Origin of the sequence: Mycolicibacterium diernhoferi, assembly GCF_019456655.1 — a bacterium.
GTDB lineage: Bacteria > Actinomycetota > Actinomycetes > Mycobacteriales > Mycobacteriaceae > Mycobacterium > Mycobacterium diernhoferi.
Genome location: NZ_CP080332.1, coordinates 1,606,894 through 1,631,971, shown reverse-complemented (window position 1 = coordinate 1,631,971; position 25,078 = coordinate 1,606,894). Strand labels below are relative to the sequence as shown.

General features: G+C 67.4%; 32 protein-coding genes. 16 read left to right on the top strand and 16 right to left on the bottom strand.

The genetic code is table 11. The annotated features are described in order from the left end of the window. The first annotated feature begins 9 nt into the window (after positions 1 to 9). From K0O62_RS07795 to K0O62_RS07770, 6 genes are all read left to right on the top strand, one after another. Entirely contained in the window at positions 10 to 549 is a 540-nt protein-coding gene (locus K0O62_RS07795; protein ID WP_073857645.1) for a cysteine hydrolase family protein, read from the top strand. A gap of 67 nt (positions 550 to 616) precedes the next feature. Then, positions 617 to 1,510: a sulfurtransferase gene (locus tag K0O62_RS07790; RefSeq protein ID WP_073857643.1), complete on the top strand. Its 894-nt coding sequence runs from the start codon at positions 617 to 619 to the stop codon at positions 1,508 to 1,510. A 7-nt stretch (positions 1,511 to 1,517) separates the two neighbouring features. Next, positions 1,518 to 1,934 (top strand): SufE family protein, encoded by a 417-nt coding sequence (locus K0O62_RS07785; RefSeq protein WP_073857641.1) that lies wholly within the window; start codon positions 1,518 to 1,520, stop codon positions 1,932 to 1,934. 193 nt (positions 1,935 to 2,127) lie between these two features. After that, positions 2,128 to 3,561 carry a hypothetical protein gene (locus tag K0O62_RS07780; RefSeq protein WP_073857639.1) on the top strand — a complete coding sequence of 478 codons (1,434 nt, stop codon included), beginning with the start codon at positions 2,128 to 2,130 and terminating at the stop codon, positions 3,559 to 3,561. A 279-nt stretch (positions 3,562 to 3,840) separates the two neighbouring features. Next, a complete protein-coding gene (locus tag K0O62_RS07775) occupies positions 3,841 to 5,634 on the top strand; it encodes an acetyl/propionyl/methylcrotonyl-CoA carboxylase subunit alpha (RefSeq protein WP_073857637.1) in 1,794 nt (597 codons plus the stop codon). Between the two features lie 67 nt (positions 5,635 to 5,701). Next, positions 5,702 to 6,034: a hypothetical protein gene (locus K0O62_RS07770; protein WP_073857635.1), complete on the top strand. Its 333-nt coding sequence runs from the start codon at positions 5,702 to 5,704 to the stop codon at positions 6,032 to 6,034. Positions 6,035 to 6,037: 3 nt separating this feature from the next. Here the strand turns inward: K0O62_RS07770 and K0O62_RS07765 are convergent, their stop codons facing one another. Next, a complete protein-coding gene (locus K0O62_RS07765) occupies positions 6,038 to 6,604 on the bottom strand; it encodes a nucleotidyltransferase family protein (protein WP_073857634.1) in 567 nt (188 codons plus the stop codon). A gap of 335 nt (positions 6,605 to 6,939) precedes the next feature. On the opposite strand from K0O62_RS07765, the gene K0O62_RS07760 reads away from it, so the two are divergent. Continuing rightward, positions 6,940 to 7,275 carry an STAS domain-containing protein gene (locus tag K0O62_RS07760; protein ID WP_097933865.1) on the top strand — a complete coding sequence of 112 codons (336 nt, stop codon included), beginning with the start codon at positions 6,940 to 6,942 and terminating at the stop codon, positions 7,273 to 7,275. A gap of 4 nt (positions 7,276 to 7,279) precedes the next feature. Here the strand turns inward: K0O62_RS07760 and K0O62_RS07755 are convergent, their stop codons facing one another. Together K0O62_RS07755 and K0O62_RS07750 are read right to left on the bottom strand one after the other, a co-directional pair. Continuing rightward, positions 7,280 to 8,002 (bottom strand): RNA polymerase sigma factor SigF, encoded by a 723-nt coding sequence (locus K0O62_RS07755; protein WP_234800191.1) that lies wholly within the window; start codon positions 8,000 to 8,002, stop codon positions 7,280 to 7,282. 26 nt (positions 8,003 to 8,028) lie between these two features. Continuing rightward, complete coding sequence (locus K0O62_RS07750) at positions 8,029 to 8,454, bottom strand: ATP-binding protein (protein ID WP_073857631.1); 426 nt, start codon at positions 8,452 to 8,454, stop codon at positions 8,029 to 8,031. A gap of 115 nt (positions 8,455 to 8,569) precedes the next feature. Between K0O62_RS07750 and K0O62_RS28865 the strand changes: the two genes are divergently transcribed. From K0O62_RS28865 to K0O62_RS07735, 4 genes are all read left to right on the top strand, one after another. After that, positions 8,570 to 8,692 (top strand): hypothetical protein, encoded by a 123-nt coding sequence (locus K0O62_RS28865; RefSeq protein WP_097933867.1) that lies wholly within the window; start codon positions 8,570 to 8,572, stop codon positions 8,690 to 8,692. A gap of 99 nt (positions 8,693 to 8,791) precedes the next feature. Beyond that, entirely contained in the window at positions 8,792 to 8,998 is a 207-nt protein-coding gene (locus K0O62_RS07745) for a hypothetical protein (protein WP_073857630.1), read from the top strand. A gap of 98 nt (positions 8,999 to 9,096) precedes the next feature. After that, positions 9,097 to 9,990 carry a DoxX family protein gene (locus K0O62_RS07740; RefSeq protein WP_073857629.1) on the top strand — a complete coding sequence of 298 codons (894 nt, stop codon included), beginning with the start codon at positions 9,097 to 9,099 and terminating at the stop codon, positions 9,988 to 9,990. Positions 9,991 to 10,022: 32 nt separating this feature from the next. After that, entirely contained in the window at positions 10,023 to 11,015 is a 993-nt protein-coding gene (locus K0O62_RS07735) for an iron-containing redox enzyme family protein (protein WP_073857883.1), read from the top strand. A gap of 20 nt (positions 11,016 to 11,035) precedes the next feature. Here K0O62_RS07735 and K0O62_RS07730 read toward each other — a convergent pair whose 3' ends face one another. From K0O62_RS07730 to K0O62_RS07715, 4 genes are read right to left on the bottom strand one after another with little or no spacing between them, the layout of a single operon-like run. Next, positions 11,036 to 12,019, bottom strand: a complete 984-nt coding sequence (locus K0O62_RS07730; protein WP_073857628.1) for an LLM class F420-dependent oxidoreductase — start codon at positions 12,017 to 12,019, stop codon at positions 11,036 to 11,038. A gap of 43 nt (positions 12,020 to 12,062) precedes the next feature. After that, positions 12,063 to 12,605 (bottom strand): DUF6328 family protein, encoded by a 543-nt coding sequence (locus K0O62_RS07725; RefSeq protein ID WP_079244427.1) that lies wholly within the window; start codon positions 12,603 to 12,605, stop codon positions 12,063 to 12,065. Positions 12,606 to 12,653: 48 nt separating this feature from the next. Continuing rightward, positions 12,654 to 12,809 (bottom strand): hypothetical protein, encoded by a 156-nt coding sequence (locus K0O62_RS07720; RefSeq protein WP_097933869.1) that lies wholly within the window; start codon positions 12,807 to 12,809, stop codon positions 12,654 to 12,656. After that, positions 12,806 to 13,039, bottom strand: coding sequence for a hypothetical protein (locus tag K0O62_RS07715; RefSeq protein WP_073857626.1), 234 nt, complete (start codon positions 13,037 to 13,039; stop codon positions 12,806 to 12,808). The genes K0O62_RS07720 and K0O62_RS07715 overlap by 4 nt, the downstream gene beginning before the upstream one ends. 274 nt (positions 13,040 to 13,313) lie before the next feature. Here K0O62_RS07715 and mbp1 point away from each other — a divergent pair, with 274 nt between their 5' ends. Continuing rightward, positions 13,314 to 13,550 (top strand): microaggregate-binding protein 1, encoded by a 237-nt coding sequence (mbp1, locus tag K0O62_RS07710; RefSeq protein WP_073857625.1) that lies wholly within the window; start codon positions 13,314 to 13,316, stop codon positions 13,548 to 13,550. 98 nt (positions 13,551 to 13,648) lie between these two features. Here mbp1 and usfY read toward each other — a convergent pair whose 3' ends face one another. The 6 genes from usfY to K0O62_RS07680 all read right to left on the bottom strand — a co-directional run bounded on the left by usfY (position 13,649) and on the right by K0O62_RS07680 (position 16,135). Then, positions 13,649 to 13,957: a protein UsfY gene (usfY, locus tag K0O62_RS07705; protein WP_073857623.1), complete on the bottom strand. Its 309-nt coding sequence runs from the start codon at positions 13,955 to 13,957 to the stop codon at positions 13,649 to 13,651. 79 nt (positions 13,958 to 14,036) lie between these two features. Beyond that, positions 14,037 to 14,396 carry a hypothetical protein gene (locus K0O62_RS07700; RefSeq protein ID WP_073857621.1) on the bottom strand — a complete coding sequence of 120 codons (360 nt, stop codon included), beginning with the start codon at positions 14,394 to 14,396 and terminating at the stop codon, positions 14,037 to 14,039. Between the two features lie 4 nt (positions 14,397 to 14,400). Beyond that, positions 14,401 to 14,649, bottom strand: coding sequence for a metallothionein (locus K0O62_RS07695; RefSeq protein ID WP_073857619.1), 249 nt, complete (start codon positions 14,647 to 14,649; stop codon positions 14,401 to 14,403). Positions 14,650 to 14,685: 36 nt separating this feature from the next. After that, positions 14,686 to 15,375, bottom strand: a complete 690-nt coding sequence (locus K0O62_RS07690) for a PAS and ANTAR domain-containing protein (protein ID WP_073857618.1) — start codon at positions 15,373 to 15,375, stop codon at positions 14,686 to 14,688. An 11-nt stretch (positions 15,376 to 15,386) separates the two neighbouring features. Further along, positions 15,387 to 15,710, bottom strand: a complete 324-nt coding sequence (locus K0O62_RS07685) for an ArsR/SmtB family transcription factor (RefSeq protein ID WP_097933871.1) — start codon at positions 15,708 to 15,710, stop codon at positions 15,387 to 15,389. Then, positions 15,707 to 16,135 carry an SRPBCC domain-containing protein gene (locus tag K0O62_RS07680; RefSeq protein ID WP_073857882.1) on the bottom strand — a complete coding sequence of 143 codons (429 nt, stop codon included), beginning with the start codon at positions 16,133 to 16,135 and terminating at the stop codon, positions 15,707 to 15,709. Before K0O62_RS07680 ends, K0O62_RS07685 begins: the two co-directional genes overlap by 4 nt. A 179-nt stretch (positions 16,136 to 16,314) precedes the next feature. Here K0O62_RS07680 and K0O62_RS07675 point away from each other — a divergent pair, with 179 nt between their 5' ends. Beyond that, on the top strand, positions 16,315 to 16,797 hold the full coding sequence (locus tag K0O62_RS07675) for a restriction endonuclease (RefSeq protein WP_079244429.1): 483 nt from the start codon (positions 16,315 to 16,317) through the stop codon (positions 16,795 to 16,797). On the opposite strand, the gene lat is transcribed toward K0O62_RS07675, so the two are convergent. After that, positions 16,798 to 18,138, bottom strand: a complete 1,341-nt coding sequence (gene lat / locus K0O62_RS07670; RefSeq protein WP_073857615.1) for an L-lysine 6-transaminase — start codon at positions 18,136 to 18,138, stop codon at positions 16,798 to 16,800. A gap of 49 nt (positions 18,139 to 18,187) precedes the next feature. Then, on the bottom strand, positions 18,188 to 18,649 hold the full coding sequence (locus K0O62_RS07665; RefSeq protein WP_073857613.1) for an Lrp/AsnC family transcriptional regulator: 462 nt from the start codon (positions 18,647 to 18,649) through the stop codon (positions 18,188 to 18,190). Between the two features lie 42 nt (positions 18,650 to 18,691). On the opposite strand from K0O62_RS07665, the gene hglS reads away from it, so the two are divergent. Genes hglS through htpG form a run of 3 tightly spaced genes read left to right on the top strand, consistent with a single transcriptional unit; the run spans position 18,692 to position 23,397 of the window. Beyond that, positions 18,692 to 19,894, top strand: a complete 1,203-nt coding sequence (gene hglS / locus K0O62_RS07660; RefSeq protein ID WP_073857611.1) for a 2-oxoadipate dioxygenase/decarboxylase — start codon at positions 18,692 to 18,694, stop codon at positions 19,892 to 19,894. Next, a complete protein-coding gene (amaB, locus tag K0O62_RS07655) occupies positions 19,891 to 21,435 on the top strand; it encodes an L-piperidine-6-carboxylate dehydrogenase (protein ID WP_073857609.1) in 1,545 nt (514 codons plus the stop codon). The genes hglS and amaB overlap by 4 nt, the downstream gene beginning before the upstream one ends. 24 nt (positions 21,436 to 21,459) lie before the next feature. Further along, positions 21,460 to 23,397, top strand: coding sequence for a molecular chaperone HtpG (htpG, locus tag K0O62_RS07650; protein WP_073857607.1), 1,938 nt, complete (start codon positions 21,460 to 21,462; stop codon positions 23,395 to 23,397). 115 nt (positions 23,398 to 23,512) lie between these two features. Here htpG and K0O62_RS07645 read toward each other — a convergent pair whose 3' ends face one another. After that, on the bottom strand, positions 23,513 to 24,835 hold the full coding sequence (locus K0O62_RS07645; RefSeq protein ID WP_220045497.1) for an HNH endonuclease signature motif containing protein: 1,323 nt from the start codon (positions 24,833 to 24,835) through the stop codon (positions 23,513 to 23,515). Positions 24,836 to 25,078: the final 243 nt, after the last annotated feature.

Sequence of the window (25,078 nt, the reverse complement as noted above, 5' to 3'; positions counted from 1 at the left end):
TCCGGCGCCATGGCAGACACCGCGTTACTGGTTGTGGACATGCTCAACGCCTATGAGCACCCCGATGCCGAACAGCTCACCGCCAGCGTGGCCGACATGGTGGACCCGTTGGCCGACCTGATCACCGAGGGGCGCCGGCACGAGGACGTGGACGTGATCTACGTCAATGACAACTTCGGCGATTTCACCGGCACCTGGGACGACATCGTGGCCAAGGCACTCGACGGGGCACGCCCGGACCTGGTGAAGGCCATCCTGCCGACCCCGGATTGTCTGCGGCTGACCAAGGTTCGGCACAGTGCGTTCTTCTCGACACAACTGGACTACCTGCTGCAGCAGCTGCAACCCGAACGCCTGGTGATCACCGGTCAGGTCACCGAACAGTGCGTGCTCTACACCGCCCTGGACGCCTACGTCCGGCACTACAACGTGGTGGTCCCACCGGATGCGGTCGCCCACATCGACGCCGACCTGGGCAAATCGGCGCTGACCATGATGCAACGCAACATGCGGGCCGACCTGATCCCGGCGGCGGACTGCCTACCCTAGGCCCCCCGCCCGGCGCCGGGCCGAGACTCTCGAGCGGCAGGTCAACACCGATGGGTACGCTCGTCGTGTGTCGCTTCCTGCCGATCCAGACCCTGCCCTCGCCGCCTACGCGCACCCGGAACGGTTGGTGACCGCGGATTGGCTGTCGGCCAACCTCGGTCGCCCCGGACTTGCCATCGTCGAGTCCGATGAGGACGTACTGCTCTACGACACCGGTCACATCCCCGGTGCGGTGAAGATCGACTGGCACACCGACCTCAACGATCCGACCGTCCGCGACTACATCGACGGGGCCCAGTTCGCCGCGCTGATGGACCGCAAGGGCATCTCCCGTGACGACACCGTGGTGATCTACGGGGACAAGAGCAACTGGTGGGCGGCCTACGCGCTGTGGGTGTTCACCCTGTTCGGCCACCCGGATGTGCGCCTGCTCGACGGTGGCCGCGACCTGTGGGTGTCCAACAGCCGGGACACCACCCTGGACGTCCCGACCCGGACGAGCACCGGCTACCCGGTGGTGGAGCGCAACGACGCCGCCATCCGGGCGTTCCGCGACGACGTGCTGGCCGCGCTGGGCGACCAGCCGCTGATCGATGTCCGCTCGCCGCAGGAGTACACCGGCGAGCGCACCCACATGCCCGACTACCCCGAAGAGGGCGCTCTGCGCGGCGGGCACATCCCGACCGCGGTGTCGATCCCGTGGGCCAAGGCCGCCGAGGACAGCGGACGCTTCCGCAGCCGTGCCGAACTCGATGCGCTGTACGGGCACCTGAGCGCCGACGACAACACGATCGTGTACTGCCGTATCGGCGAACGCTCCAGCCACACCTGGTTCGTGCTGACCCATCTGCTCGGCCTGCCGAATGTGCGCAACTACGACGGGTCCTGGACGGAGTGGGGCAATGCCGTGCGCGTCCCGGTCGCCGTCGGGCCCGAGCCGGGCGAAGCACCGTCGAAGTGATCTCGTCATGACGATGCCCGAGGCCCTCGCCGAGGTCGTCAGCGACTTCCAGGACGTCACCGGCCAGGACAAGCTGCAGCTGCTGCTGGAGTTCGCCAATGAACTGCCCGCGCTGCCGGCCCACCTCGAGGAAGCGGCGATGGAGCCGGTTCCCGAGTGCCAGTCACCGCTGTTCCTCGACGTCGACGCGGCCGATCCCGAGCACGTCCGGCTGTACTTCAGTGCGCCGGCCGAGGCGCCGACCACCCGGGGTTTCGCGTCGATCCTGGCGGCCGGCCTGGACGGCCAGTCCGCGGCGGACATCCTCGCGGTGCCCGACGACTTCTACGCCGATCTCGGCCTCGCGGCGCTCATCAGCCCGCTGCGGTTGCGCGGGATGTCGGCGATGCTGACGCGGATCAAACGGCGGTTGCGCACGCAGTAGCCGGCGGCCGCCGATGGCAAGATCATTGTCTGGCCCGTCAATTTTCGGCCTATAGCGAAATTTGTGGCAAACCCTGCCAGAATGACGGTGTCGCGCGGGCCGGTGGGCCGGCGGGCGACGCTTTACCCACGTGTCGAGGCACTGGTGTGACCACGCGCGGCGATTCGGACCATGGAAAGGGGGGCCCGGCTCGATGAACCAGCAAGCCCGGGACGTCATCCTCTACGAGCTCAACGAAGTGCCGTGGGATGTCGTCGACATCTACGTCGAGAACCGGCCCGGTTCACATCTGGCTGCGCTGCTCGCCGAGGGCCAATCGCTGACCACCGTGCACGAGGACCGCGAGGAACTGCAGGGGCTGCAGCCCTGGCGTACCTGGCCGACGCTGCATTCGTCCACCTACTCCCACAATTCCTTCGATCTCGGTCAGGATCCGACGACCTTCCGCGGTGACCCGATCTGGACCGTCGCCGAGAACGCGGGGCTGTCCGTCGGGATCTTCGGACCGATGCAGAGTTGGCCGGCCCGCGAATTCCGGCACGGAGGCTTCTACGTCCCCGACACCTTCAGCCAGGACGCCGTCGCCTACCCCGTGGCAGTGCAACGCTTCCAGGCGTTCAACCTCGCGATGACCGGCGAGAACGGTTTCTCGCCGAACGCCGCGCTGCACCCGAAGACGCTCGCCGGCACGGGCTTGAGCCTGTTGCGCCAGGGCCTGACACCGCGCTCGATCGCGACGATCGGCACCCACCTGGTCAAGGAACGCCGCGATCCGCGGAACAAGGCGTTCCGCTCGGCCATGCAGGCACCGCTGGGCTTCGATCTCTACTGGGCTCTGCACCGCAGGCACCGGCCCCGGCTCAGCGTCTTCTTCACCAACCACGTCGCCGGCATGATGCACCGGTTCTGGGGCGACGGGATGCCGGGTTACACCGACCGATACGAGTACTCCCCCGACGATGTCTACGGCGAATTCATCGTCGCGGCAATGGATATCGCCGATCGTCAACTCGGCCGGATCCGCCGGTTCATCGCCAGGAACCCCCGGTCGATGCTGGTCCTGTCGGCCAGCATGGGCCAGGGACCGGTCGAGGTCGTCAAGTCCGACGACACCTGCCTGGTGCTCGATGACCACACCAAGCTGGTGGCCGGGCTGAACGCGGCGGCGACCGGACTGGGCCTGGCGATGTACCCCATGCTGTCGCTGGTGTTCGGCTCCGAGGCAGACGCCAAAGCCGCCACCGGACCGCTGGAATCGGTGAGTGTGGACGGCGGCGGCCCACTGTTCGCGCGGGTGCGGGTGGAGGGCCGAACGGTCACGTTCGGCACCGACTACGCGGTCGAGGCCGGCTCCGATCCCGTGTTGCGGTTCCGCCCGGTCGGCGCCGATCAGGAGTCGACCGCGCGCGCTTCCGATCTCGGGTTCGCTCCGCACAGCCGGGTCGGTGGCGTGAACACCGGCTATCACATCCCGGAGGGCATCCTGCTGGCCGCGGGCGCCGGGGTGCGGCCCGATCCCTCACGCAAGGAAGTCGACGTCCTGGACGTGGCTCCTTCGCTGCTGGCCAATGTGCTCGGGGTGGAACCCGGACCGTCGATGGAGGGCATTCCCACACTGTTCGGTTGAGCCGCGCGTCCGGTTGAACCGATGTCCGGTGTCGTGTGTGATGGTCTGGCAGCATGTCGACCGGCGGGCACGCATGCCGGTGCGGTGGCCGGGTCTCGCCCGTTCGCCCAGCACACATCACCTGTACCGACCAGTAACAAAAGCGGCTTACCGGAAGGTCGACGGTATCTCGCCGGAATTTCGGGGGTCCGACTCGCCACCCCCGGAATTGGACGCTTAAACTTCGCCCGATACATTCTTAAAGACGTTTCTTAGAGAACATGCCATTCAGGAGGCCCAGTGCCCAGTCACGCCAGCTCGAAGATCTCAAAGGTGCTCGTCGCCAACCGCGGGGAGATCGCTGTCCGTGTGATCCGAGCCGCGAAAGACGCCGGGCTGGCCAGCGTGGCCGTCTACGCCGAGCCGGACGCCGACGCACCCCACGTGCGGCTCGCCGATGAGGCGTTCGCGCTCGGTGGTCAGACCTCGGCCGAGTCCTACCTGGTGTTCGAGAAGCTGCTCGAAGCCGCGCAGAAGTCCGGCGCCAACGCCATCCACCCCGGGTACGGGTTCCTTTCGGAGAACGCCGAGTTCGCCCAGGCCGTCATCGACGCCGGGCTGATCTGGATCGGCCCCAGCCCGCAGTCCATCCGTGACCTCGGCGACAAGGTCACCGCCCGCCATATCGCCGCGCGGGCCGACGCTCCCCTGGTCCCGGGCACCCCGGACCCGGTCAAGGACGCCGACGAGGTCGTCGCGTTCGCCAAGGAGTACGGCGTGCCGGTCGCGATCAAGGCCGCCTTCGGCGGCGGTGGCCGCGGCATGAAGGTGGCGCGCACCCTCGAGGAGATCCCCGAGCTGTTCGAGTCGGCCACTCGTGAGGCCGTCGCCGCCTTCGGTCGCGGCGAGTGCTTCGTGGAGCGTTACCTGGACAAGCCGCGCCACGTCGAGGCTCAGGTCATCGCCGACACCCACGGCAACGTGGTCGTCGCCGGTACCCGCGACTGCTCGCTGCAGCGCCGCTTCCAGAAGCTGGTGGAAGAGGCCCCGGCCCCGTTCCTCACCGACGCGCAGCGCAAGGAGATCCACGAGTCGGCCAAGCGCATCTGCAAGGAGGCCGGCTACTACGGTGCCGGCACCGTCGAGTACCTGGTCGGCCAGGACGGCCTGATCAGCTTCCTCGAGGTCAACACCCGCCTGCAGGTGGAACACCCGGTCACCGAGGAGACCTCGGGCATCGATCTGGTGCTGCAGCAGTTCAAGATCGCCAACGGTGAAGCCCTCGACATCACCGAGGATCCGGAGCCGCGCGGCCACTCGTTCGAGTTCCGGATCAACGGTGAGGACGCCGGCCGCGGCTTCCTGCCCGCCCCCGGCCCGGTCAGCAAGTTCGAGCCCCCGACCGGCCCCGGCGTGCGGATGGACTCCGGCGTGGAGACCGGTTCGGTCATCGGCGGGCAGTTCGACTCCATGCTGGCCAAGCTGATCGTCACCGGCGCGACCCGCGACGAGGCCCTGGCCCGTTCGCGCCGCGCCCTGGCCGAGTTCAACGTGGAGGGCCTGGCGACCGTCATCCCGTTCCACCGCGCCGTGGTCTCCGATCCCGCTTTCATCGGCGACGGCACCAAGTTCGACGTGCACACCCGCTGGATCGAAACCGAGTGGGACAACACGGTGGAGCCCTTCACCGGTGGCGAGCCGCTCGACGAAGAGGACAACCTGCCCCGGCAGAAGGTCGTGGTCGAGGTCGGCGGTCGTCGTCTCGAGGTCTCGCTGCCCGGTGACCTGGCCATCGGTGGCGGTGCCGGCGGCGGCGGCGCGATCCGTAAGAAGCCCAAGGCCCGCAAGCGTGGCGCCGGCGGCGCCGCGGCCGCTTCCGGCGACTCGGTGACCGCACCCATGCAGGGCACGGTCGTCAAGGTCGCGGTGGAAGAGGGCCAGCAGGTCTCCGCGGGTGATCTGGTCGTGGTCCTGGAAGCGATGAAGATGGAGAACCCGGTCACCGCCCACAAGGACGGCACCATCACCGGGCTGTCGGTGGAGGCCGGCGCGGCCATCACCCAGGGCACCGTGATCGCCGAGATCAAGGACTAGCCGAAACCTCTGTCGAGTGGCCGCTCATTGCACGTGATGAGCGGCCACTGGCCATTCTGGAGACCTGATGGAACCGGTAGAGATCAACAACGGCCAGTGGTACCTGCGCGGACTGCGCTACGACGATCGCGTCGACGACCGGCCGGCGCTGGCCGATCTCGGCGAGACCGATCTGGACTACATCGACGACGCGGCCGACGGCTGGGAGTCCGATACCCGCTACACCTGGGCGGTGTGCGAGCCGTCCACCGGTGAACTGCTGGCCGAGATCACCCTGGACCGCACCACCGGATTCATGGCCAGCCGGGCACGTCCGGGGTTCGAGGACGCCGCGGCCATGTCCGAGGACACCGTGCGGCGCTACGCGTCGGCCCAACTCGGCCTGCACGTGCACACCTGATTCTCAGGCCGGCGTGTCGATATCGGCCCCGGTGGCCAGATCCCCGCATTCGACGGCGATGACGTCGGCGCGGGCCCGCAGGAACGGCCCGGCTCCGACATCGCCGCGCAGTTCGCCCAGCAGCGCCGGCCAGTGTCGGCGGGCCAGCACGACCGGATGTCCCGGTCGCCCTAGGTAGACCGCTCGGGCCAGGCCCGAATCCGATGCCCGGGCGGCCTGCAGGACCCGGCTCACCACCGCCGCCCCGACGTCGGGCGTGTCGACCGGATGCGCGACGGCAAAGACAGCGCCGGAGTCGACGGTCAATGCCTCTAGCCCCGCCCGCAGGGACGCCGACAACCCGTCCGCCCACCCTCGGGCGTGCACGGCCCGCGCGGGCGCGGGAAGGTCCACCCGGTCCGGGCCGGCCGCACCCAAGACGACGATCACCTCGTCGCACCCGCCGCCGGCCAGCGCCGCCACCGCCTTCTGCAACCAAATGCCGTTCTCGGCAAGGACTTTCGGCATTCCATACCGGGTTCCGGCGCCGGCGGCCAGCACCATGCCGGCCGCGGTGGCATCACTGGTCATGGCATCAGTGTGTACCGGCGTCCGTCCGCCCGGATGCCCGGGTGGCGGACGTTCGCGCCAAAAATAGCCGGCGTGGAGACCCGCGCCACCTGATTCGTCAGGCGATTGTCCTGACGGGTGATGTGGCGTAGGGTCGAGAACAGGTTGAGTTCACAGCCGGGCAAGACGCGTCATTGCCATCGACCGGCATTCAGACCACGTGGTTCAGCACTGACAACGTGGTAATTATCTCTCGCTCATGGCTACGAGCGGCTTTCATTCTCCGGACCGGAACACGTCGACGCGTCCCAGCACCATCAGGTTCATCGGAGTGCTTTCCGACCGAGGGAGTCACAATGACGTATTCCACCCACAATCGCGCACGTTACGATACCCAGGCCTGCCCGCCGTCAACGGTGGTCGTGACCGTGGAAGGCGAGCTCGACGCCGCCAACACCGACGAGTTCAGCGCCCACATCCAGCTGCGCCTGCGCAACGCCGACAGACTCATCCTCGACCTCAGCGGCGTGACATTCTTTGCCGCAGAAGCTTTTTCGGCCATCCACAAGGTGGGCGTGCAGGCTGCGGCCGAGGGTGCGCAGTGGAGCATGCTGACCAGCGCCGCAGTCGAACGGATGTTGCAGATCTGCGACCCCGATCATGCACTGTCCGGTCTGCGCGAAGCGAGCTGAACCGCTACTGCAGCTCGTCACGCAGGCGCGCCAGCGATTTCGCCAGCAGCCGCGACACATGCATCTGCGAGATGCCCACTCGCTCGGCGATCTGGGACTGGGTCATCGATTCGAAGAACCGAAGTATGAGCACGGTCCGCTCGCGTTCGGGCAGGGTCGCCAGCAGTGGGCGCAGCGCCTCCCGATTCTCGATCTGGTCCAGCGCGTCGTCCGGGGACCCGAGCGTATCGGCGATCGCCGGGGCCTCGTCGTCGCCGGAACCACCGCTGTCGATGGACAGCGTGTTGTACGAGCTGCCCGCGATCAATCCCTCGACGACTTCCTGCCGGTCCATACCGAGTTCGGCTGCCAGCTCCGAGGCGGTCGGTGCGTGCCCGAGCCGTTGCGACAGCTCCGCGGTGGCAGCGCCGAGCCGCAGATGCAGCTCCTTGAGCCGGCGTGGCACCTTGACCGACCAACCGTTGTCCCGAAAGTGCCGGCGCACCTCGCCCATGATGGTCGGAACCGCGTAGGAGGCGAAATCCGAACCGGCATCGACGTCAAAACGGTTGACCGCGTTGACCAGACCGACGCGCGCTACCTGGACCAGATCGTCGCGGGCCTCACCACGCCCTTCGAATCGGCGCGCGATGTGGTCCGCCAGCGGCAGGCACCGCTGCACGATCTTCTCCCGTTGACGCGCGAATTCTGTTGAGTCAGCGGGAAGTTCGCGTAGTTCGCGGAACATCTCCAGGACATCGGCGTATTCCGAGGTCACTGCAACAGGCTCGCTCGTCTCGCAGTGAGCGAAATCCCGAAGACCCGTCCGGCGCCGTTGAACGTGCTGACCTCGTCGGTGAGCGAGCTGAGGACGTGCCAGCTGAAGCTGCCGGGAGACACAATGGTGTCCTCGTCGGTCTCGCACTTGGTGGAGGCGTGCACGACAACCGCGTCATCGCGCGGTTCCACCCGCACGACCAACGCCGACCCCGCGGCGGCCGACCGGATCAGGCGGGTCGCCGCCTCATCCACGGCCAACCGCAGATCGGAGACCGCATCGAAATCCAGATCCTCGAACGTGGCAACGGCGGCGACCAGCGCACGCAACACAGCCAGGTTCTCCACCGTGGCGGCCACCCGAAATTCGACCGATCTGTCTCCGACGACTGCGCCGTCGTACGTGCCCGTACCCTGCACCATCTGACCTCCCGCTGAGTCCGCTCGGAGGTTACCCCACATCTGATCGTCGTTAACCAACGGTGCTGCACCGCCTCGCTGGTGTGTCACCCCGACCCACATGGGGTAATCCTGCGGCATGAGCAACCACACGTTGCGCGGAATACTCATCGCGGTAGCCGTGGTCCTGATCATTGCCGTTCTGTTCGCCATCGGTGTGTACGGCGCCGCATTTCTGATGCTCGGTCCGATGATGGCCTGATTTCTGCACGAGACGCCCTGTACCCAGAACCATGGGATGCTCAAACATGGCGGTCGTCCGCGCCGTTTCGGCCGCCCAGACCTGGGTAATCACCCGGCTATGACAAGCCAGGACGTACCCGACGATGTTCCGGCGGCCGACGCCGCCGAACAGTTTCGCCAGGCCTCCGAAGTCGTCCCCGATGAGGAGGCGCCCAACCTCGGGTCGGTCGGGCCGCCCATGGAGGCGCCGGAAGCGGATTGGCAGGAGCAAGACGAGGATGCCGCCGCGGGTTTCGACGCGGATGACGCCGACCGCCGCGACTGACCGCCATCGGGATTCGGTCGCCGGTCGGCCATCCTTTTCTAGATCAGATCCCGCCCCGAACTGGTTTGCAAAGTCCGCCCGGCGGGCACTCCTGGCCCATGTTGGTACGCAGAATTGCCCGCCCGCTGTTGTCCGCCGCGTTCATCGGCCAGGGAATCGAAGCCCTCCGAGACGTCAAGCCCGCTGCCCAGGTGGTGCAGCCGACGCTGGATGCCGCGCAGTCGCTCCCGAGTCCGGTGGCCGATCAGATCCCGGACAACGCCGTCACCGTTGCCCGGATCAATGCCGCCGTGCAGATCGGCGGTGGCCTGCTGCTGGCCACCGGCCGCATCCCGCGGGTGGCCTCGGCACTGCTGGCGGCGACCGTCGTCCCGGGCAATCTGGGCAAGCACATGTTCTGGGAGGAAAGCGATCCCGCGCTCAAGGCAGAAAAACGCCTGGGCTTCCTGACCGATCTGAGCTTGATCGGCGGCCTGGTACTCGCCTCCGCCGACACCGCCGGCAAGCCGTCACTGGGCTGGCGCGGCCGCCGCGCCGGACGTCGGGTGGCCGAGAAGGTCTCCGCGGTGCTGCCCTCGTCGAACGACGCCCTGATCGACGCGGAACTCACCGAGAAACTGAGCCACGGCGTCCAGGTCGGCGTCGAGCGCGGACGCGAACTTGCCGAAACCGCACTCGACCGGGCGGCACCGTTGGCCGCCACCGCATACGAGCGCAGCGCGCACGCGTTGCGCAAGGCCGAGGACCGGGCGGCGCCGTTGGCCGCCACCGCCTTCGAACGCAGCGCACTGGCATTGCAGAAGGGCGCCGACAAGGCCGCACCGCTGGCCGCCGAGGCCTACGAGCGCAGCGCACTGGCATTGCAGAAGGGCGCCCACAAGGCCGCACCGCTGGCAGAGCAGGCGCGCCGCCGGGGCACGGAACTGGCCGAGACCGCTCTTGAGCAGGGTGGCGAACAGCTGTCGTCGCGGTGGCGGAGAGTGCGCGGATAGGCGCCGTCCAGGCCACCCGCGACCGCGCCGCCGTGACGCCCAGCAAGAGCCTCTCCCCTGCCCTACCCGCCGCCGCCGGCCCCACGTCGGCGGCGGTGACGGCTCATCTGGCGGGGCGGGTGCAGGATCTCACCCGGGTCCGGCCGGGGGCGGCGGATCCGCTGGGACTCGACATCCAGCTGACGCTGTATGTGTGCTACGAGCTGGCTTACCGCGGATTCGCGGGCGTCGACCCGAGTTTCGAGTGGGACGCCGACCTGATCGGCCTGCGCGGCCGGTTGGAGCGGGTGTTCCTGGACCACCTGCGCGACCGGGTTCCGGATGTGCACGGGGTGTCCGCGGCCGACGAGATGCAACGGGTGGCGGCCGAATCCGAGCACGGCAGCGGTCCGGCACAGTTCCTGCTCAGCGGCACCTGGCAACAGATGCGGGAATACTTCGTGCATCGCTCACTGCACCGCCTCAAGGAGGCAGACCCGCAGGCATGGGTGATACCCCGGCTCACCGGACAGGCCAAAGCATCCTTCGTGGCCATCGAATTCGATGACTACGGTTCCGGGCACGCCTCGCACATGGATCAACGACTGTTCGGCGAACTCATGGCCGCCGCCGATTTGGACGACGCCTACCTGGCCTATCTGAATGCGGTGCCCGCGGAATCGCTGGCGGTGGTGAATCTGATGTCGATGTTCGGTCTGCACCGCAGTATGCGTGGTGCGGCAGTCGGCCATTTCGCGGCCGCCGAGATCACCTCCCCGCCCTACTCACAACGGCTCGCTGATGCGTTGCACCGATTGGACGCACCGCCGGCGTGCACCCGGTTCTACCGCCAACACGCCGAAGCGTGGTTGGACGACGGTGGGGCCATCGAGGTGGTGCGGGACCTGCTGGCGGCCGAGCCTGAACTCAACGACGACATCGTGTTCGGAATCCGCGCGTACGATCTCGTGGAGGGCCTCCTGGCCGAGCACCTGGTGAAATGCTGGTCGGCAGAACACAGTTCACTGCTGCACCCGTTGGCCTGAGCCACCGGCGCCCGGACCGCTCACCCGAGTTCGGAGCGCAGCGCGTTCAACAGGGGTTCGGCCGCCTCGGCCAGGAACCGGTCCTGACTGTCACCCCCGATCTGGACCAGCGCGATGTCGGTGAATCCGGCGTCGCGGTATGGCTTCACCGCCGCCACGACGGCGTCCAGATCAGGTCCGCAGGGAATCTCCGCGGCGACGTCCTCGGGCCGCACGAACTCGGTGGCTGCGGCGAAACCGGCCGGAGTGGGCAGGTCGGCGTTGACCGACCAGCCCCCGGCGAACCACCGGAACTGGTCATGAGCCCGGGCAATCGCGGTGTCGCGGTCGGGATCCCAGCAGATCGGCAGCTGGCCGATGATCCGGCCCTCGGCCAGCCCCATACCCTGACGAGCGGAGTGCCAGCCGTGGATGACGTCGCGGTCCGGGGCGGTGTTGACCAGGTGGTCCGCCAACACGGCCAGTTGTTCGAGCGAGCGGTCCCCGGTCATCGACACCGCCAGCCCGACCGGCACGTCGGGCACGTCCCACACCCGTGCCGAGTCGACGCTGAAGTACTCTCCGTGGAAGTCCACCAGATCGCCGCTGAGCAGTTCACGAATGAGCCTGATCGCTTCGGCGAGCATGTCCAGCCGGCGCCCGGCGGCGGGCCAACCCTGCCCGACGACATGCTCGTTGAGGTTCTCGCCGCTGCCGAGCCCCAGGGTGAACCGGCCGTCGGCCAGGATCTGCACAGTGGCGGCCTGCTGGGCCACCACCGCGGGGTGGTAACGCATCGTCGGACATGTCACGTAGGAGAACAGGTCGACGTTCGAAGTCGCGTGGGCCACCGCGCCCAGCACCGGCCACGCATTGGGGGCGTGCCCCTGGGTGGCCAGCCACGGCGAGTAGTGGTCACTGCAGACCTCGAAGTCGAAACCCACCTGCTCCGCGGAAACAGCATGGCGAACAAGATCTTTGGGACCAGCCTGCTCGGTCATCAAGGTGTACCCGAATGCGGTCATGACCTCGGCATACCCGATCGAGGGGCGGACAAACGCCGGCCCGTCACCGCGCCGGGTCCGGGTCCGTGTCCGCCGGTTGCGAGGACTGCGGCGGGCCGGCGAGCGCCCGCAACCCCACCGGCAGCACCAACCAGCAGAGCACGATGCCCAGCGCCGTGCAGAGACCTGCCACGATGCCGGCGTGCAGATCGAGCACCGCGCCGAAGATCAGCACCATCACACCCGAGAGGGTCAGCCCGAGCAGCAGAATGCCCGCGTTGGCGAGGTGGTGCGCGGTCGTCACGACCACGTCGAGCCGGTGCCGGCGAAACATCGACCGGTGGATGCCGATCGGAGCGATCAGCAGAGCGGTCGCCCCGATCGAGCAAGCGACGGTGTAGAGATAGACGATGCGCAGTTCGGCGCGCAGATCCTCGAAGCCGTCGTGGAACGGCAGCGTCAACAGCAGACCGGTCAGCAGCTGGACGCCGGTCTGGACAACCCTGAGTTCCTGCAAAAGGCTGGACCAGTTGCGGTCCAGCCTTTGCGTGCTCGTCTCATGACGAGCCTTCTCGTTCCAGCGCCGGTCAGGCTCCAGCCGGTCCACGTCGACCTCGCGGCCGATTGTGAACGGCGCAAAGCCGATTACGGTCCACTAGAACCACGCGCGGCGACCGGCGACCGGGCGCCCGATGGCTCCGAGTGCCCAGAACACCGCCCCGACGACCAGGAGAACGACGCCGACCACCCAGAGCAGATAGACGTCCAGCACGAAACCGAGAATCAGCAGCAATGCTCCGAGCAGTATCACGACACCCTCATTTCCATCGATCCGATCGCACTGGGTTCTGGCAGTTTGCAATCCGTCACCTTCGGGTTCACCCCCGCATAGTTCAGTGGCCCGGCGACCACGGTCAGTGCGATGGTTCCCGCGGTCGCGCAGTTGGTGGCTCCACCGGCGAAGTAGTCGCGCTGCCATGCCGCGAACACCCCGATCAACAGCCAGATCAAGACGAGCGTGCCGATGAGTCCGCGTCCCATGAGAGCCCTCCGTAGCGTCGATGATTGCAGCCGGGGTGTACCCCGTTTACGGAGGCGTCAAACCTGATCTTTGCGGCCTGCAGTTCGCGGCGGCGAGTCCGTGGGGCGTTGCGCCCCACTGCGATACATCCGGCCCGGGTTTCGGGCTGTTAGCTGAAAATCCGTCGTGTTGCCGAGGTTTGGCCGGCGGGCGCATCGGGAAACCTCCGCTGCGTGAGGGAACGAGCCCTCCGTGTACGCCACCAATCCACTCGTGTAGCGGAAAGGTTCGACAATGTCTGACAAGAACTCTGGACCCGAAGAGGGCATTCGCGGCGTCGTCGAGGACGTCAAGGGTAAGGCCAAGGAGGCCGTCGGCACCGTGACCGGTCGCGATGACCTTGTCCGGGAGGGCGAGGCCCAGCAGGACAAGGCCGAGGCTCAACGCGACGCGGCGAAGAAGGAAGCCGAGGCCGACAGCGCCCGAGCCGGCGCGAAGGCGGCCGAAGAACGCCAGAAGTCCGAACAGTAGGGCGATTTCGGCAAACTTGGATCGGCCCAGCCCAGCTCCCCCGCAGGGCTGGGCCTTTCCGTGTCTGCGGCCCCCTACTCCGCTACGCGAGCCCGGTTTCAGCTGGCGGGTCGCTGCCGTGCCGCCTCGGGATGCGCGGCGTACCAACGTTCTTCGATGCGGCGCACCCGGATGTGTTCGACCGCCATCCACAACGCGCCGACCAGGAAGCCGACCGCCGAGAGGGAGCCCAGCAACAGGCCGACAGCCTGATTACCGGTGGCGAACGCGGCCAGGCAGCCGACGAACATCACGAGAGCCAGACCGATCAGGATGAGGGCAGGCATGATCAGGTTGTCTTTCATGGACTCGCCGGCGTGCGTGCGCGTCGTGCGGGTGTGATCGACAGGATCCTTGGGGCCTTTCATGGCCACTCCTTCCGCCATCACCCGAAATCGGGCTAGCTCCAGAGTAGGTCCGTATCCGGCGAGCGGGGGCCGAACCGCCTCATCCGAGGTAACCGGCCAGCGCGGGCATGCTCATGGTGAGCACCGTCAGCATCAGCAGCATCAGGAACCAGCCTGCTCCCTGCCAGGCCCACCACACCTGCCGGTTCTTCCACGTCCGATAGGTGCGCACAAACGCGTAAACCCCACCGCCGAACAAGATCACCGGCGCACCCAGCGCCAGTACCAGCCGTTCCGGCCGGCCGCACGAGGCCGAATCCACCACGGCGTCATCACAGGAACGCGCCAGGACGGCGGCCACAATCAGGAAGAGCACCCCGAGCACCGCCGTCACCAGTCCGAATCGGATGGCGGAGCGCACTTCGGGCTCGTCGCGGTGGATCCGCGGTTCGGTACGCATCGAACTACCCTTCACTCTGCGGCTGCCGGTCGACCAACGTGTGCTCCCCGGCGGCACGGCTGCAGTGGGCGCAGCAGTAGATCGCGCCGCCGGCCTCCAGCCCGTGCCCCAGGATGCGGCAGCCACAATGCGCGCACTCCGGCGCGATCTGGACCGCTGCGCATTCCACGCTGTCGAAGGTGGCGGTCTGCCCGCCCCACTGCACGGTGAAGGCCTTGTCGTAGTCATTGCCACAGGTGGCGCAGGTAGCCATGGCGGTTGGGTGCCCGAGCAGGTCGGGCGGTAAACGTCAGGGCTCGACGCGCAGATGCGCCGTCAGCAGCAACCGGTCATAGACGCTGCGGTGCGGCAGCAACTCCTGGTAGTCGAGTTCGAGAAAGTCCTGGCGGATCTGTTCGGAGAGGGCCTTGAGCTTGGTGTTGGTCTCCTGCGATCGCCACTTGAGCAATTCGAACGCCGCATCGGAGGTGATCCGGTAGACCAGCATGAGCATGCCCTTGACCTGCTCGATGGCGCTGCGCGCCGCCGCGATCTCGGCCACCGCCTCGCTCACCCGATCCTGCTGTTCACGAGCACCGGTGTGCGTGGTCGGCGTCGTGTCGATGTAGAAGCCGTGGGTCCCGATGACCGCGCTGCCGGCATCGTCGAACAACCGGTCGGCGACCACCAGGACGTGACGTGTCCGTCCCCGGGTGTCGACGATGCGGTGCCGGGTGCTGAATGCCGATCCGGTCCGCCTGATCTCCTCCAGCGTGGCGGCCACCTGTCCGTAGTCGTCCGGATGTTTGTGCGACAGCACAAGTTCGGTGGTGGGTTCTACCGCACCGGGGCGGTAGCCGTGGATCCGCGCCACTTCGTCGGACCATTCCCAACGCTCGTCGGCGAAGTAGAAGCGGAACCAGCCGACATGATGATGTCCGCTACCGGCGAGGGGAGGCTCATCCGGTGCGTGGTTGCCGACATATTGTCCATCAGTCATCTCACGATGGATTATGCCCGGTCATCCATGCTTTCGGCGATGTGCTTGATAGCCAGAAGGCGACGATCCCATTGCTGCGCGATCACTGTGAGCTGGCTGCCGAGGGCGCTGAGCCGGGCGCCGATCGCGCGGTAGCGAACCTCGCGGCCCTCCCGGACCGATTCGACCAGACCCGCCCGGGCGAGTACCGCCAGGTGTTTGGCGATCGCCTGCCGCGACACCGGGAGCCGGGTGGCCAGCGCGCTGGCCGACAGCTCCTGGGCGCCGAGCTCGGTGAGGATGCGCCAACGGGTTTCGTCGGCCAGCACCGCCAGCAGCGCCGGCGGGGCGGTCACGGCGCGGCTGCCAGAAATTCGACCAGTTCGCCGAGTTCGGACGTCCAGCCGCCCTCGTTCTCGGCGTGCGCGACCGACGGGTTGTCCAGTTCCTCGAACCCGCTCTCCAGCAGTGCGAGCCGGGTCCCGCCGTCGATCTCGGCCAGTTCGATCCGGACCACGGTCGAGTTCCCCGCCACCGGGTCGGTATCGGCTTCGCGTGCCCACCGATAGACCAGCAGCCGGTGCTTGTCGACCTGTTCCACCCGCACCCGGAACTTTCCGTGTGCAGACCAGCCGAAGAATCCGCCGCCTCCTGGGACAGCGTCCAACTCGGCGCTGTCGCCGAACCACCGGGCGATCAGGTCCGCCTCGGTGAGCGCGGCCCACACCGTGGTGATGGGCGCCGCGATGTCGATGTGGCGGGTGATCTCAAGTGCGGTCATGGTCTTCTCCCCGTTGACTGGTTTCTGCAACCCCAGAGTTGCACAACAACGCCGGTTGTGCAACTGGCTGGTTGCAGTAACGGTGCCGACCTCGTGTCGGAGTCGCCGCTTACCATGCGTGGGTGCGGATCAAGATCGCCCTTGCGGTGGGCATCACGGCCGGCGGCGCCGCCTACGCAATGGGTGCCGACTGGCAGTTGGCCCTGACCGGCGCACTGGCCGCGCCGGTGCTGTTGGCGGCGGTGCCGCACTTCCTGACCGGTCTGCGCACCCCCGCCCCGAGCGAGAACCCGATCGACCTGATGTCGGGCACCGAGTTCGAGGACTATGTCGCCCGACTCGCGCGCTCCTGTGGAGCTCCGGTGATCATGACGTCGATCACCGGCGACTGGGGCGTCGATCTGATCGTCGGGCGCCGCCCGGACCGGTTGGCCATCCAGTGCAAACGCATGACCCGCCCGGTCGGCACCGGTGCCGTCCAGGAGGTGGTGGCCGGTGCCGCGATGCAGGACTGCACCCGCACCATGGTGGTGACCAACAACGAGTTCACACCCGCGGCAAGGAAACTGGCCGAACGCCACGACTGCATCCTGGTCAGCGGGAGCGATCTGCCGCGGTTGAGAGGAATGATCCGCCGGCTCACCGCAGAGCCCAAGCGCTGACTAGCCGCCGGCGAGCACGGCGCGTACCGCCTCGACGGCGGCGTCGATCTCGGCGTAGGTGACCGTCAGCGCCGGCCGGAAACGCACCGAGTCGGTCCCGCTGGCCAGCATGATCACCCCGCGATCCCACAGCCGTCGGATCAGCTCGTCGCGCTCGGCGGCGGTGGGCAGGCTGAACGCGCACATCAATCCCCGGCCGCGCGGGTCACGCACCCGGTCCCCGAACTCGACGGCCAACGCCCGCAACCGATCCAGGAGGTGCCCGCCCGCGGCGGACGCGTGGTCGATCAGCCCCTCGGACTCGATGACCTCCAGAATGCGCCTGGCGCGCACCATGTCGGTGAGATTACCGCCCCAGGTGGAGTTGATCCGCGAGCTGACCCGGAATACGTTGTCGCGCACCTCGTCGACCCGCCCGCCCGCCATCACGCCGCAGACCTGAGTCTTCTTGCCGAACGCCACCACATCCGGGATCACACCCAATTGCTGGTATGCCCAGGCGGTTCCGGTGATCCCACATCCGGTCTGCACCTCGTCGAAGATGAACAACGCGTCGAACTCGTCGCACAACGCCCGCATCGCAGCGAAGAATTGCGGGCGCATGTGGCGGTCACCCCCCTCGCCTTGAACCGGCTCGGCGATGAAGCAGGCGATGTCGTGCGGGTGCGCCTCGAACGCGGCACGCGCCTGTCGCAATGATTCGGCCTCCAGCGCAACAATATCCGCGCCGGCGCGCAGGTACGGCGCGTCGATCCGGGGCCAGTCGAACTTCGGGAAGCGGGCGACCTTGTTGGGGTCGGTATTCGTCAGCGAGAGGGTGTAGCCGCTGCGGCCGTGGAACGCGCCGCGCAGGTGCAGGACCCGGGTTCCGAGCGCCGGATCGATGCCGTGCGCCTCATTGTGGCGACTCTTCCAGTCGAACGCGACCTTCAGCGCGTTCTCGACCGCGAGCGCTCCCCCGTCGACGAAGAACAGGTGTGGCAGCGCCGGATCGCCGAGCACCCGGGCGAACGTCTGCACGAACCCCGCCATCGGCACGGTGTACACATCGGAGTTGCTGGGCTTGTTCACCGCGGCCTGGGCGAGTTCGGCACGGAACGCGGCGTCCTCGGCCAGGGCCGGATGGTTCATCCCCAGCGCCGACGAGGCGAAGAACGTGAACATGTCCAGGTAGCGGCGGCCGTCCCGGGCGTCGACCAGCACCGATCCCCGGGAGCGGTCGAGGTCGAGCACCAGATCCATGCCGTCGGCCAGCATGCTGCGGCGCAATACGTCGTGCACCTCGTGGGCGGGGACACGGTCGGCGGGGAGCTGGTCAGCAGAATTCAGGACAGCCGTCATGCGGCCATCCTAACGCAATATTTACTGGCTATATGCCGATCGACAGGAACTATTCCGGTAGATGGGTCCGGCCTTCGTAAAAAGTCTGTAAGATGATGGTGCTTCGAGTGCGGACATTGGCCGCTGTGCGGATTCTCTGCAGCAGGTCCTCCAGCGCCCGCGCCGAAGCGACGCGCACCAACAGGACATAGCTCTCGTCCCCGGCCACCGAGTGACACGACTCGATCTCGTCGATATGACGCAGCCGGGCGGGAGCGTCATCGGGTTGAGAGGGATCGAGAGGACTGATGGCCACGAACGCCGACAGCATGCGCCCGACCGCCTCCGGATTGACCCGCGCCGTGTACCCGGTCACCACCCCGCGCGATTCCAGCCTGCGTACCCGGGACTGCACCGCCGACACCGACAAGCCGGCGGTGGCCGCGAGCTGCGCCAGCGTGGCCCGGCCGTCGGCGATCAGTTCCCGCACCAGGATCCGATCGATGTCGTCGAGATGTTCGGAGTCGACCATGGCCGGAGACTATCGCAGCCCCCGAGCTCGGGCGGGCGACCGGTGACCGTACCCACGTCGCAGTTGCGGGCCGCCTTCGCCGCCGCACTGTCCCGGATGTACGGCGCCGAAGTTCCGGCCTACACGACCTTGGTGGATGTCACGTCGGAGGTGAACCGGGATACCGCGCACTCGGATCGGTTGGGCTCGCTGCAACGGGTCACCGCCGAACGCCATGGCGCGATCCGGGTGGGCAGCGTCACCGAACTCGCCGATGTCGCCGACCTTTTCGCGGCATTCGGGATGTTCGGAGTCGGGTTCTACGATCTGCGCGACGCGGCCTCCCCGGTTCCGGTGGTGTCCACCGCGTTCCGGCCCATCGACGCCGATGAATTGGAAGCCAACCCGTTCCGGGTCTTCACCTCGATGCTGGCCACCGACGACGCCCGGTTCTTCCACCCCGATCTGGCGGCCCGCGTACGCAGCTTCGTCGGACAACGCAACCTGTTCGATCCCGCGCTGATCGCCCAGGCCCGGCGCATCGCCACCGACGGCTGCCCGCCGGATCAGGCGGACGACTTCGTCCGGTCGGCCACCGCGGCGTTCGCCCTGTCCCGGGAACCGATCGACAAGGCGTGGTACGACGAACTGGCCGCGGTGTCCGCGGTCGCCGCCGACATCGCCGGGGTGCGCAGCACCCATATCAACCACCTCACGCCCAGGGTGTTGGACATCGACGCGCTGTACGCCCGGATGACCGCCCGCGGTGTCACCATGATCGACGCGATCCAGGGGCCGCCACGTACCCCGTGCCCTGCGGTGTTGCTGCGCCAGACGTCATTTCGGGCACTGGCCGAGCCGCGACGGTTCCGGGGCCCGGACGGGTCCGGGTTCGACGGGACACTGCGGGTGCGCTTCGGCGAGGTCGAGGCCCGCGGGGTGGCGCTGACCCGCGCCGGCCGGGCCCGGTATGACGCCGCGATGGCCGACCGCGGCAACTGGCACCGGTACTTCCCGGGCACCGACGCCGAGATGGCCGCCCAGGGCCTCGCCTATTACCGTGCCGGCGACCCCACCAGACCCGTTGTCTACGAGGACTTCCTGCCGGCATCCGCAGCGGGGATCTTCCGGTCGAACCTCGACGGCGACACAACGGTCACCGAGACCGCCGACCGCGCGACGCACTACGACCTCGACTGGATGGCCGGCGCGATCGGCCACCACATCCACGACCCTTACGACCTCTACGAGAAAGCGGCATCATGACCACCATGCAGAAGAACAACCTGCCGACCGCTGACGACCTTCGTGACCGGGTGCGCGTCGCGCTGCAGGCGGTGGGCGCCGACGCCGCGCTCGGAGAGCCCGGGGTGTCCGGGCTGGCGGCCGGCAGCCCGATCACCGGTGATGTGCTCTTCTCGGTTCCCGAGACCAGCCCCGCGGCGGCCGGCGCTGCCGTGGACGAGGCGGCCGCGGCGTTCGCCGGGTGGCGGACCACCCCGGCCCCGGTGCGGGGCGCGTTGGTGGCCCGGCTCGGCGAACTGCTCACCGAACACAAGGCCGATCTGGCCACCCTGGTCACCGTGGAGGCCGGCAAGATCAGCTCCGAAGCACTCGGCGAGGTGCAGGAGATGATCGACATCTGCCAGTTCGCGGTCGGTCTGTCGCGGCAGTTGTACGGCAAGACGATCGCCTCGGAGCGACCCGGGCACCGGCTGATGGAGACCTGGCACCCGCTGGGCGTGGTCGGGGTCATCACGGCGTTCAACTTCCCGGTCGCGGTCTGGGCCTGGAACACCGCGGTGGCGCTGGTGTGCGGGGACACGGTGGTGTGGAAGCCCTCGGAGCTGACACCGCTGACCGCCATCGCCTGCCAGACGTTGATCGAGCGCGCCTGCGCCGACGTCGGGGTCGACGGGTCCGTCAGCCGACTCGTCCAGGGCGGCCGCGACATCGGCGAGGCGCTGATCGACGATCCGCGGGTGGCGTTGGTGAGCGCCACCGGGTCGGTCCGGATGGGCCGGGAGGTCGGCCCGCGGGTGGCCCAGCGCTTCGGCAAGGCGCTGCTGGAACTGGGCGGCAACAACGCCGCCATCGTCACCCCGTCGGCCGATCTGGACCTCGCTGTGCGCGCCATCGTGTTCTCGGCGGCCGGCACGGCGGGCCAGCGGTGCACCACGATGCGGCGGGTGATCGCGCACTCCTCGATCGCCGATGAATTGTGCCGCCGGATCGCCGCGGCCTACGAGACCCTGCCGATCGGGGACCCGTCCGTGGACGGCACATTGGTCGGCCCGCTGATCCACAGCCGCTCCTACCGGGACATGGTCGGCGCGTTGCAGACCGCCGCCGCCGATGGCGGTGAGGTGATCGGCGGTCACCGGCACGACATGGGCGCCGAGGATGCGTTCTACGTCGCTCCGGCCCTGGTGCGGATGCCCGGGCAGACCGAGGTGGTGCACAACGAGACCTTCGCCCCGATCCTCTACGTGCTGACCTATGACGATCTGGACACCGCGATCGAACTGAACAATGCTGTTCCGCAGGGGCTTTCGTCGGCGATCTTCACCACCGACATCCGGGAGGCGGAACGGTTCATGGCAGCCGACGGGTCCGACTGCGGCATCGCCAACGTCAACATCGGCACCTCGGGCGCCGAGATCGGTGGCGCGTTCGGCGGCGAGAAGGAGACCGGGGGCGGGCGGGAGTCCGGATCCGACGCCTGGAAGGCCTATATGCGCCGGGCGACCAACACCGTCAACTACTCGTCCGAGCTGCCGTTGGCGCAGGGGGTCCGGTTCGGCTGACCCGGCGGGTTTTACTATGGCGACGTGAGCGAGCAGGTAGAACAGCGGGAATTCCAGGCAGAGGCCCGTCAGCTGCTGCAGCTGATGGTGCACTCCATCTACTCGAACAAGGACTCGTTCCTGCGGGAACTGGTCTCCAACGCCTCCGACGCGCTGGACAAGCTGCGACTGGCGGCCTACCAGGACAAAGAACTCGATGTCGACACGTCGGATCTGCACATCGACATCGAGACCGACAAGGCCGCGCGGACGCTGACCATCCGCGACAACGGCATCGGCATGTCCCGTGACGAGGTCGTCGACCTGATCGGCACGCTCGCCAGGTCCGGCACCGGCGAGCTGCGCCGCAAGCTGAGCGAGGCGAAGCAGACCGATGATGCCGCGGGCGGGCGAAGCGGGGCGGGCGATGTCGACGAACTGATCGGCCAGTTCGGCATCGGCTTCTACTCGACATTCATGGTCGCCGACAAGGTCGACCTGCTGACCCGCAAAGCGGGTGAAAGCAAGGCCACCCGTTGGGAATCCAGCGGCGACGGCACCTACACCATCGCGACCGTCGACGAGGCCCCGCAGGGCACATCGGTGACCTTGCACCTCAAGCCCGAGGACGCCGACGACGAGCTGCACGACTACACCGCGCCGTGGAAGATCCGGCAGCTGGTCAAGAAGTACTCCGATTTCATCTCCTGGCCGATCCGGATGGAGGTCGAGAAGACGGTTCCGGCCGAGGAGGAAGGTGCCGCCGACACCACCACCGTCGAGACGGAGACCCTCAACTCGCGCACCGCGCTGTGGGCCAAGCCCAAGAGCGAGGTCACCGATGAGGAGTACAAAGAGTTCTACCGGCACATCGCGCACGCGTGGGACGAGCCGCTCGACGTCATCGCAATGAAGGCCGAGGGCACGTTCGAATACCAGGCGCTGCTGTTCATCCCGTCGCAGGCGCCGTTCGACCTGTTCAACCGCGACGGGCACACCGGCGTGCAGCTCTACGTCAAGCGGGTCTTCATCATGGGCGACTGCGATGAACTGGTGCCCGAGTACCTGCGGTTCGTCAAGGGCGTCGTCGACGCACAGGATCTGTCGCTCAACGTCTCCCGGGAGATCCTGCAGCAGGACCGGCAGATCAAGGTGATCCGGCGCAGTCTCACCAAGAAGGTGCTGTCGGCGATCAAGGACCTGCAGGCGAACCGGCCCGACGATTATGCGACGTTCTGGACGCAGTTCGGCCGTGCGTTCAAGGAGGGCCTGCTCTCCGACATCGACAACCGCGACACCCTGCTGAAGCTGTCGTCGTTCGCGTCGACGCTCAATGACTCGACGACCCTGACCGACTACGTCGGGCGGATGAAGGACGACCAGGAGCAGATCTTCTACGCCACCGGCGAATCGCGCCAGCTGCTGGAGAATTCACCGCATCTGGAGGCGTTCAAGGCCAAGGGCTACGAGGTGCTGTTACTCACCGATCCGGTCGATGAGGTGTGGGTCGAGTCGGTGCCGGAGTTCGACGGCAAGGCGCTGCAGTCGGTGGCCAAGGGTGAGGTCGATCTGGGAGCCAAGGACGATTCAGCTTCCGACTCCGACCGTCCGGACTTCGCCGAGCTGCTGGCCTGGCTGCAGGAGAAGCTGGACGAGCACGTCAAGGAGGTCCGGCTGTCGACCCGACTGACCTCGTCGCCGGCCTGCCTGATCACCGACAGCTTCGGCATCACCCCGCAGTTGGCGCGTATGTACCGCGCGTCCGGCCAGGATGTGCCCGTCGGCAAGCGCATTCTGGAGCTCAACCCCGATCACCCCCTGATCGTCGGTCTGCGGGACGCCTTGGCGTCATCACAGCAGGAAGGGCTCAGCGATACTGCCGAGTTGTTGTACGGCACAGCCCTTCTCGCCGAGGGCGGATCCCTCGACGATCCAGCGCATTTCGCCGCCATTCTCGCCGACCGGTTGGCCAAGACCTTCTAGTTGTCCGCAGGCCGTCGCCGTGATTCATCGTGGCGGGTCCGGCGGCGTCATCGGTGCCGGTTCCCGCCGCGTGTGCGGTTCTCTGTGGAGTTGTCAAGGTGCCTGAGGGGCTGGGTTAAGCGGCGGTGGGTAGGTCGGTCATGGTGCGTCTGGCGTGTGAACGCAGGTGGGCCGGTTGGGGTTCGGCCGGGTCGTGGGGTGGGATGAACCAGGGGTGCCGGTCGGGGCCGAGGTAGACCTGCCAGCCGCCGTGGTGGATTGCGGTGTGGTGGCTGCGGCAGAGCAGCACTCCGTTATCGACGCAGGTGGTGCCTGCGCTGTTCCACGGTTGGATGTGGTGGGCGTCGCACCAGGACACCGGTCTGCCGCAGCCGGGGAAGGCGCAGCCACGGTCGCGTACCGCCAATCCTTTACGGATGTTGGGTGTGAACAGCCGTTCGGCGCGTCCGACGTCCAGTGGTGCCCCCGCGCCGTCGACGATCACCGCGGTGAGGGTGCTGTCACAGGAGATCAGGTCCGCGGTGGTGGCGCTGACCGGTCCACCGAACCCGAGGGTGTCCACGCATTCCTGGCCGCGCGCACCTGGTCGGATGGTGGCGGGTCGGATCAGGGTGACGTGGGGCAGCACGCCACCGGAGGTGGGGCGCCGCTGGCTCGACAAGTAGTCGCGCAGCAGTTGGCCGAAGGCGTCCGCGCGGCGCCGCCCGGCCGGCCGCGGATCCGGTGACCCATCCGGCAGTGGAACGGGCCGGCACAACGGATCCAATGCCGCGAACAGTTCCTCACCGGTGAGCACATCGAGATCGATTGTGGCGCTGACGCGCCCGTCGTCTGTTTGCACGAGTGTCATGTCGTTGAGGTCAGTATTTTCCGCCACCGGCACCGCCCCCTCTTCTTGAGGTTGTGTGGCGGCTTTCTCGATGGCGATCTCGCGGGCCTTCTCGCTCACCTGTGCGGGGGTGGTCTGGATCATCAGCTTCGTGACCACCGCGGCCCGGTCTTCCTCGGTCAATTCAACTCGGGCGGCGATGTGGGCAACGCCGCGTCCGACCGCGTCGGCGAACTCGATACCCAGCCCACCGAGTCGCTGTTGGCAGGTGAGGGCCGGCAGCATCGGCGCGGCACGTCCGACCCGTACCGCCCGCAGCGCCACACCCGGGGCCACCCCGATGCTGGTGAGCAGATCGGCCCCCGAGCGCAGGTGCCGGCGCGCCGGGATCCCGAGCCGCTCGGTGGCCGCGACCGCCGACGCGATCACATGGTCGAACAGATTGCGCGCGGTCACTGCGGCCACCAGCACCGCCAACAGGGCCGGCTCATCAACCACCGGCCGCGGACAATCCAGCAGATCGAACAAACTGCGATCGGTGCCCTCACCTGCCGGAGCGAGGTCATCGATCAACGCAGTGACGAACGTGTCGAGATGGGTGGCGTCCATGCCAGATGCCCAACCTTTCCCAAAGGCGGTACACGGGATGACAACTCTGATGCATAGGCAATCGGCTCGGACGGTCCCGCAGGGACCCTCGAACCTCTCAGCGACACACGTCGCGGGCGAAAGCTCACCGTGAACAGATCGGGAGCACTACTCAATTCAATTCGAACTTATGTTCGATGGTACGCCTCGTGGATGCAGTACGCAAGGGTGATGTCTCAGGACATCGGTGACAGTTCCCACCCG

Coding starts and splice junctions, on each gene's coding strand:
- K0O62_RS07730 (WP_073857628.1), bottom strand. CDS start 12,019: ATGACCGCATTCGGGTACACCTTGATGACCGAGCAGGCTGGTCCCAAA.
- K0O62_RS07750 (WP_073857631.1), bottom strand. CDS start 8,454: ATGGTGCAGGGTACGGGCACGTACGACGGCGCAGTCGTCGGAGACAGA.
- K0O62_RS07690 (WP_073857618.1), bottom strand. CDS start 15,375: ATGACTGATGGACAATATGTCGGCAACCACGCACCGGATGAGCCTCCC.
- K0O62_RS07755 (WP_234800191.1), bottom strand. CDS start 8,002: ATGTTCCGCGAACTACGCGAACTTCCCGCTGACTCAACAGAATTCGCG.
- K0O62_RS07760 (WP_097933865.1), top strand. CDS start 6,940: ATGACGTATTCCACCCACAATCGCGCACGTTACGATACCCAGGCCTGC.
- lat (WP_073857615.1), bottom strand. CDS start 18,138: ATGACGGCTGTCCTGAATTCTGCTGACCAGCTCCCCGCCGACCGTGTC.
- K0O62_RS07795 (WP_073857645.1), top strand. CDS start 10: ATGGCAGACACCGCGTTACTGGTTGTGGACATGCTCAACGCCTATGAG.
- amaB (WP_073857609.1), top strand. CDS start 19,891: ATGACCACCATGCAGAAGAACAACCTGCCGACCGCTGACGACCTTCGT.
- K0O62_RS07780 (WP_073857639.1), top strand. CDS start 2,128: ATGAACCAGCAAGCCCGGGACGTCATCCTCTACGAGCTCAACGAAGTG.
- mbp1 (WP_073857625.1), top strand. CDS start 13,314: ATGTCTGACAAGAACTCTGGACCCGAAGAGGGCATTCGCGGCGTCGTC.
- K0O62_RS07785 (WP_073857641.1), top strand. CDS start 1,518: ATGACGATGCCCGAGGCCCTCGCCGAGGTCGTCAGCGACTTCCAGGAC.
- K0O62_RS07665 (WP_073857613.1), bottom strand. CDS start 18,649: ATGGTCGACTCCGAACATCTCGACGACATCGATCGGATCCTGGTGCGG.
- K0O62_RS07770 (WP_073857635.1), top strand. CDS start 5,702: ATGGAACCGGTAGAGATCAACAACGGCCAGTGGTACCTGCGCGGACTG.
- K0O62_RS07745 (WP_073857630.1), top strand. CDS start 8,792: ATGACAAGCCAGGACGTACCCGACGATGTTCCGGCGGCCGACGCCGCC.
- K0O62_RS07695 (WP_073857619.1), bottom strand. CDS start 14,649: ATGGCTACCTGCGCCACCTGTGGCAATGACTACGACAAGGCCTTCACC.
- K0O62_RS07680 (WP_073857882.1), bottom strand. CDS start 16,135: ATGACCGCACTTGAGATCACCCGCCACATCGACATCGCGGCGCCCATC.
- K0O62_RS07740 (WP_073857629.1), top strand. CDS start 9,097: ATGTTGGTACGCAGAATTGCCCGCCCGCTGTTGTCCGCCGCGTTCATC.
- K0O62_RS07645 (WP_220045497.1), bottom strand. CDS start 24,835: ATGGACGCCACCCATCTCGACACGTTCGTCACTGCGTTGATCGATGAC.
- K0O62_RS07700 (WP_073857621.1), bottom strand. CDS start 14,396: ATGCGTACCGAACCGCGGATCCACCGCGACGAGCCCGAAGTGCGCTCC.
- K0O62_RS07765 (WP_073857634.1), bottom strand. CDS start 6,604: ATGACCAGTGATGCCACCGCGGCCGGCATGGTGCTGGCCGCCGGCGCC.
- K0O62_RS07675 (WP_079244429.1), top strand. CDS start 16,315: ATGGGTGCCGACTGGCAGTTGGCCCTGACCGGCGCACTGGCCGCGCCG.
- usfY (WP_073857623.1), bottom strand. CDS start 13,957: ATGAAAGGCCCCAAGGATCCTGTCGATCACACCCGCACGACGCGCACG.
- K0O62_RS07715 (WP_073857626.1), bottom strand. CDS start 13,039: ATGGGACGCGGACTCATCGGCACGCTCGTCTTGATCTGGCTGTTGATC.
- K0O62_RS28865 (WP_097933867.1), top strand. CDS start 8,570: ATGAGCAACCACACGTTGCGCGGAATACTCATCGCGGTAGCCGTGGTC.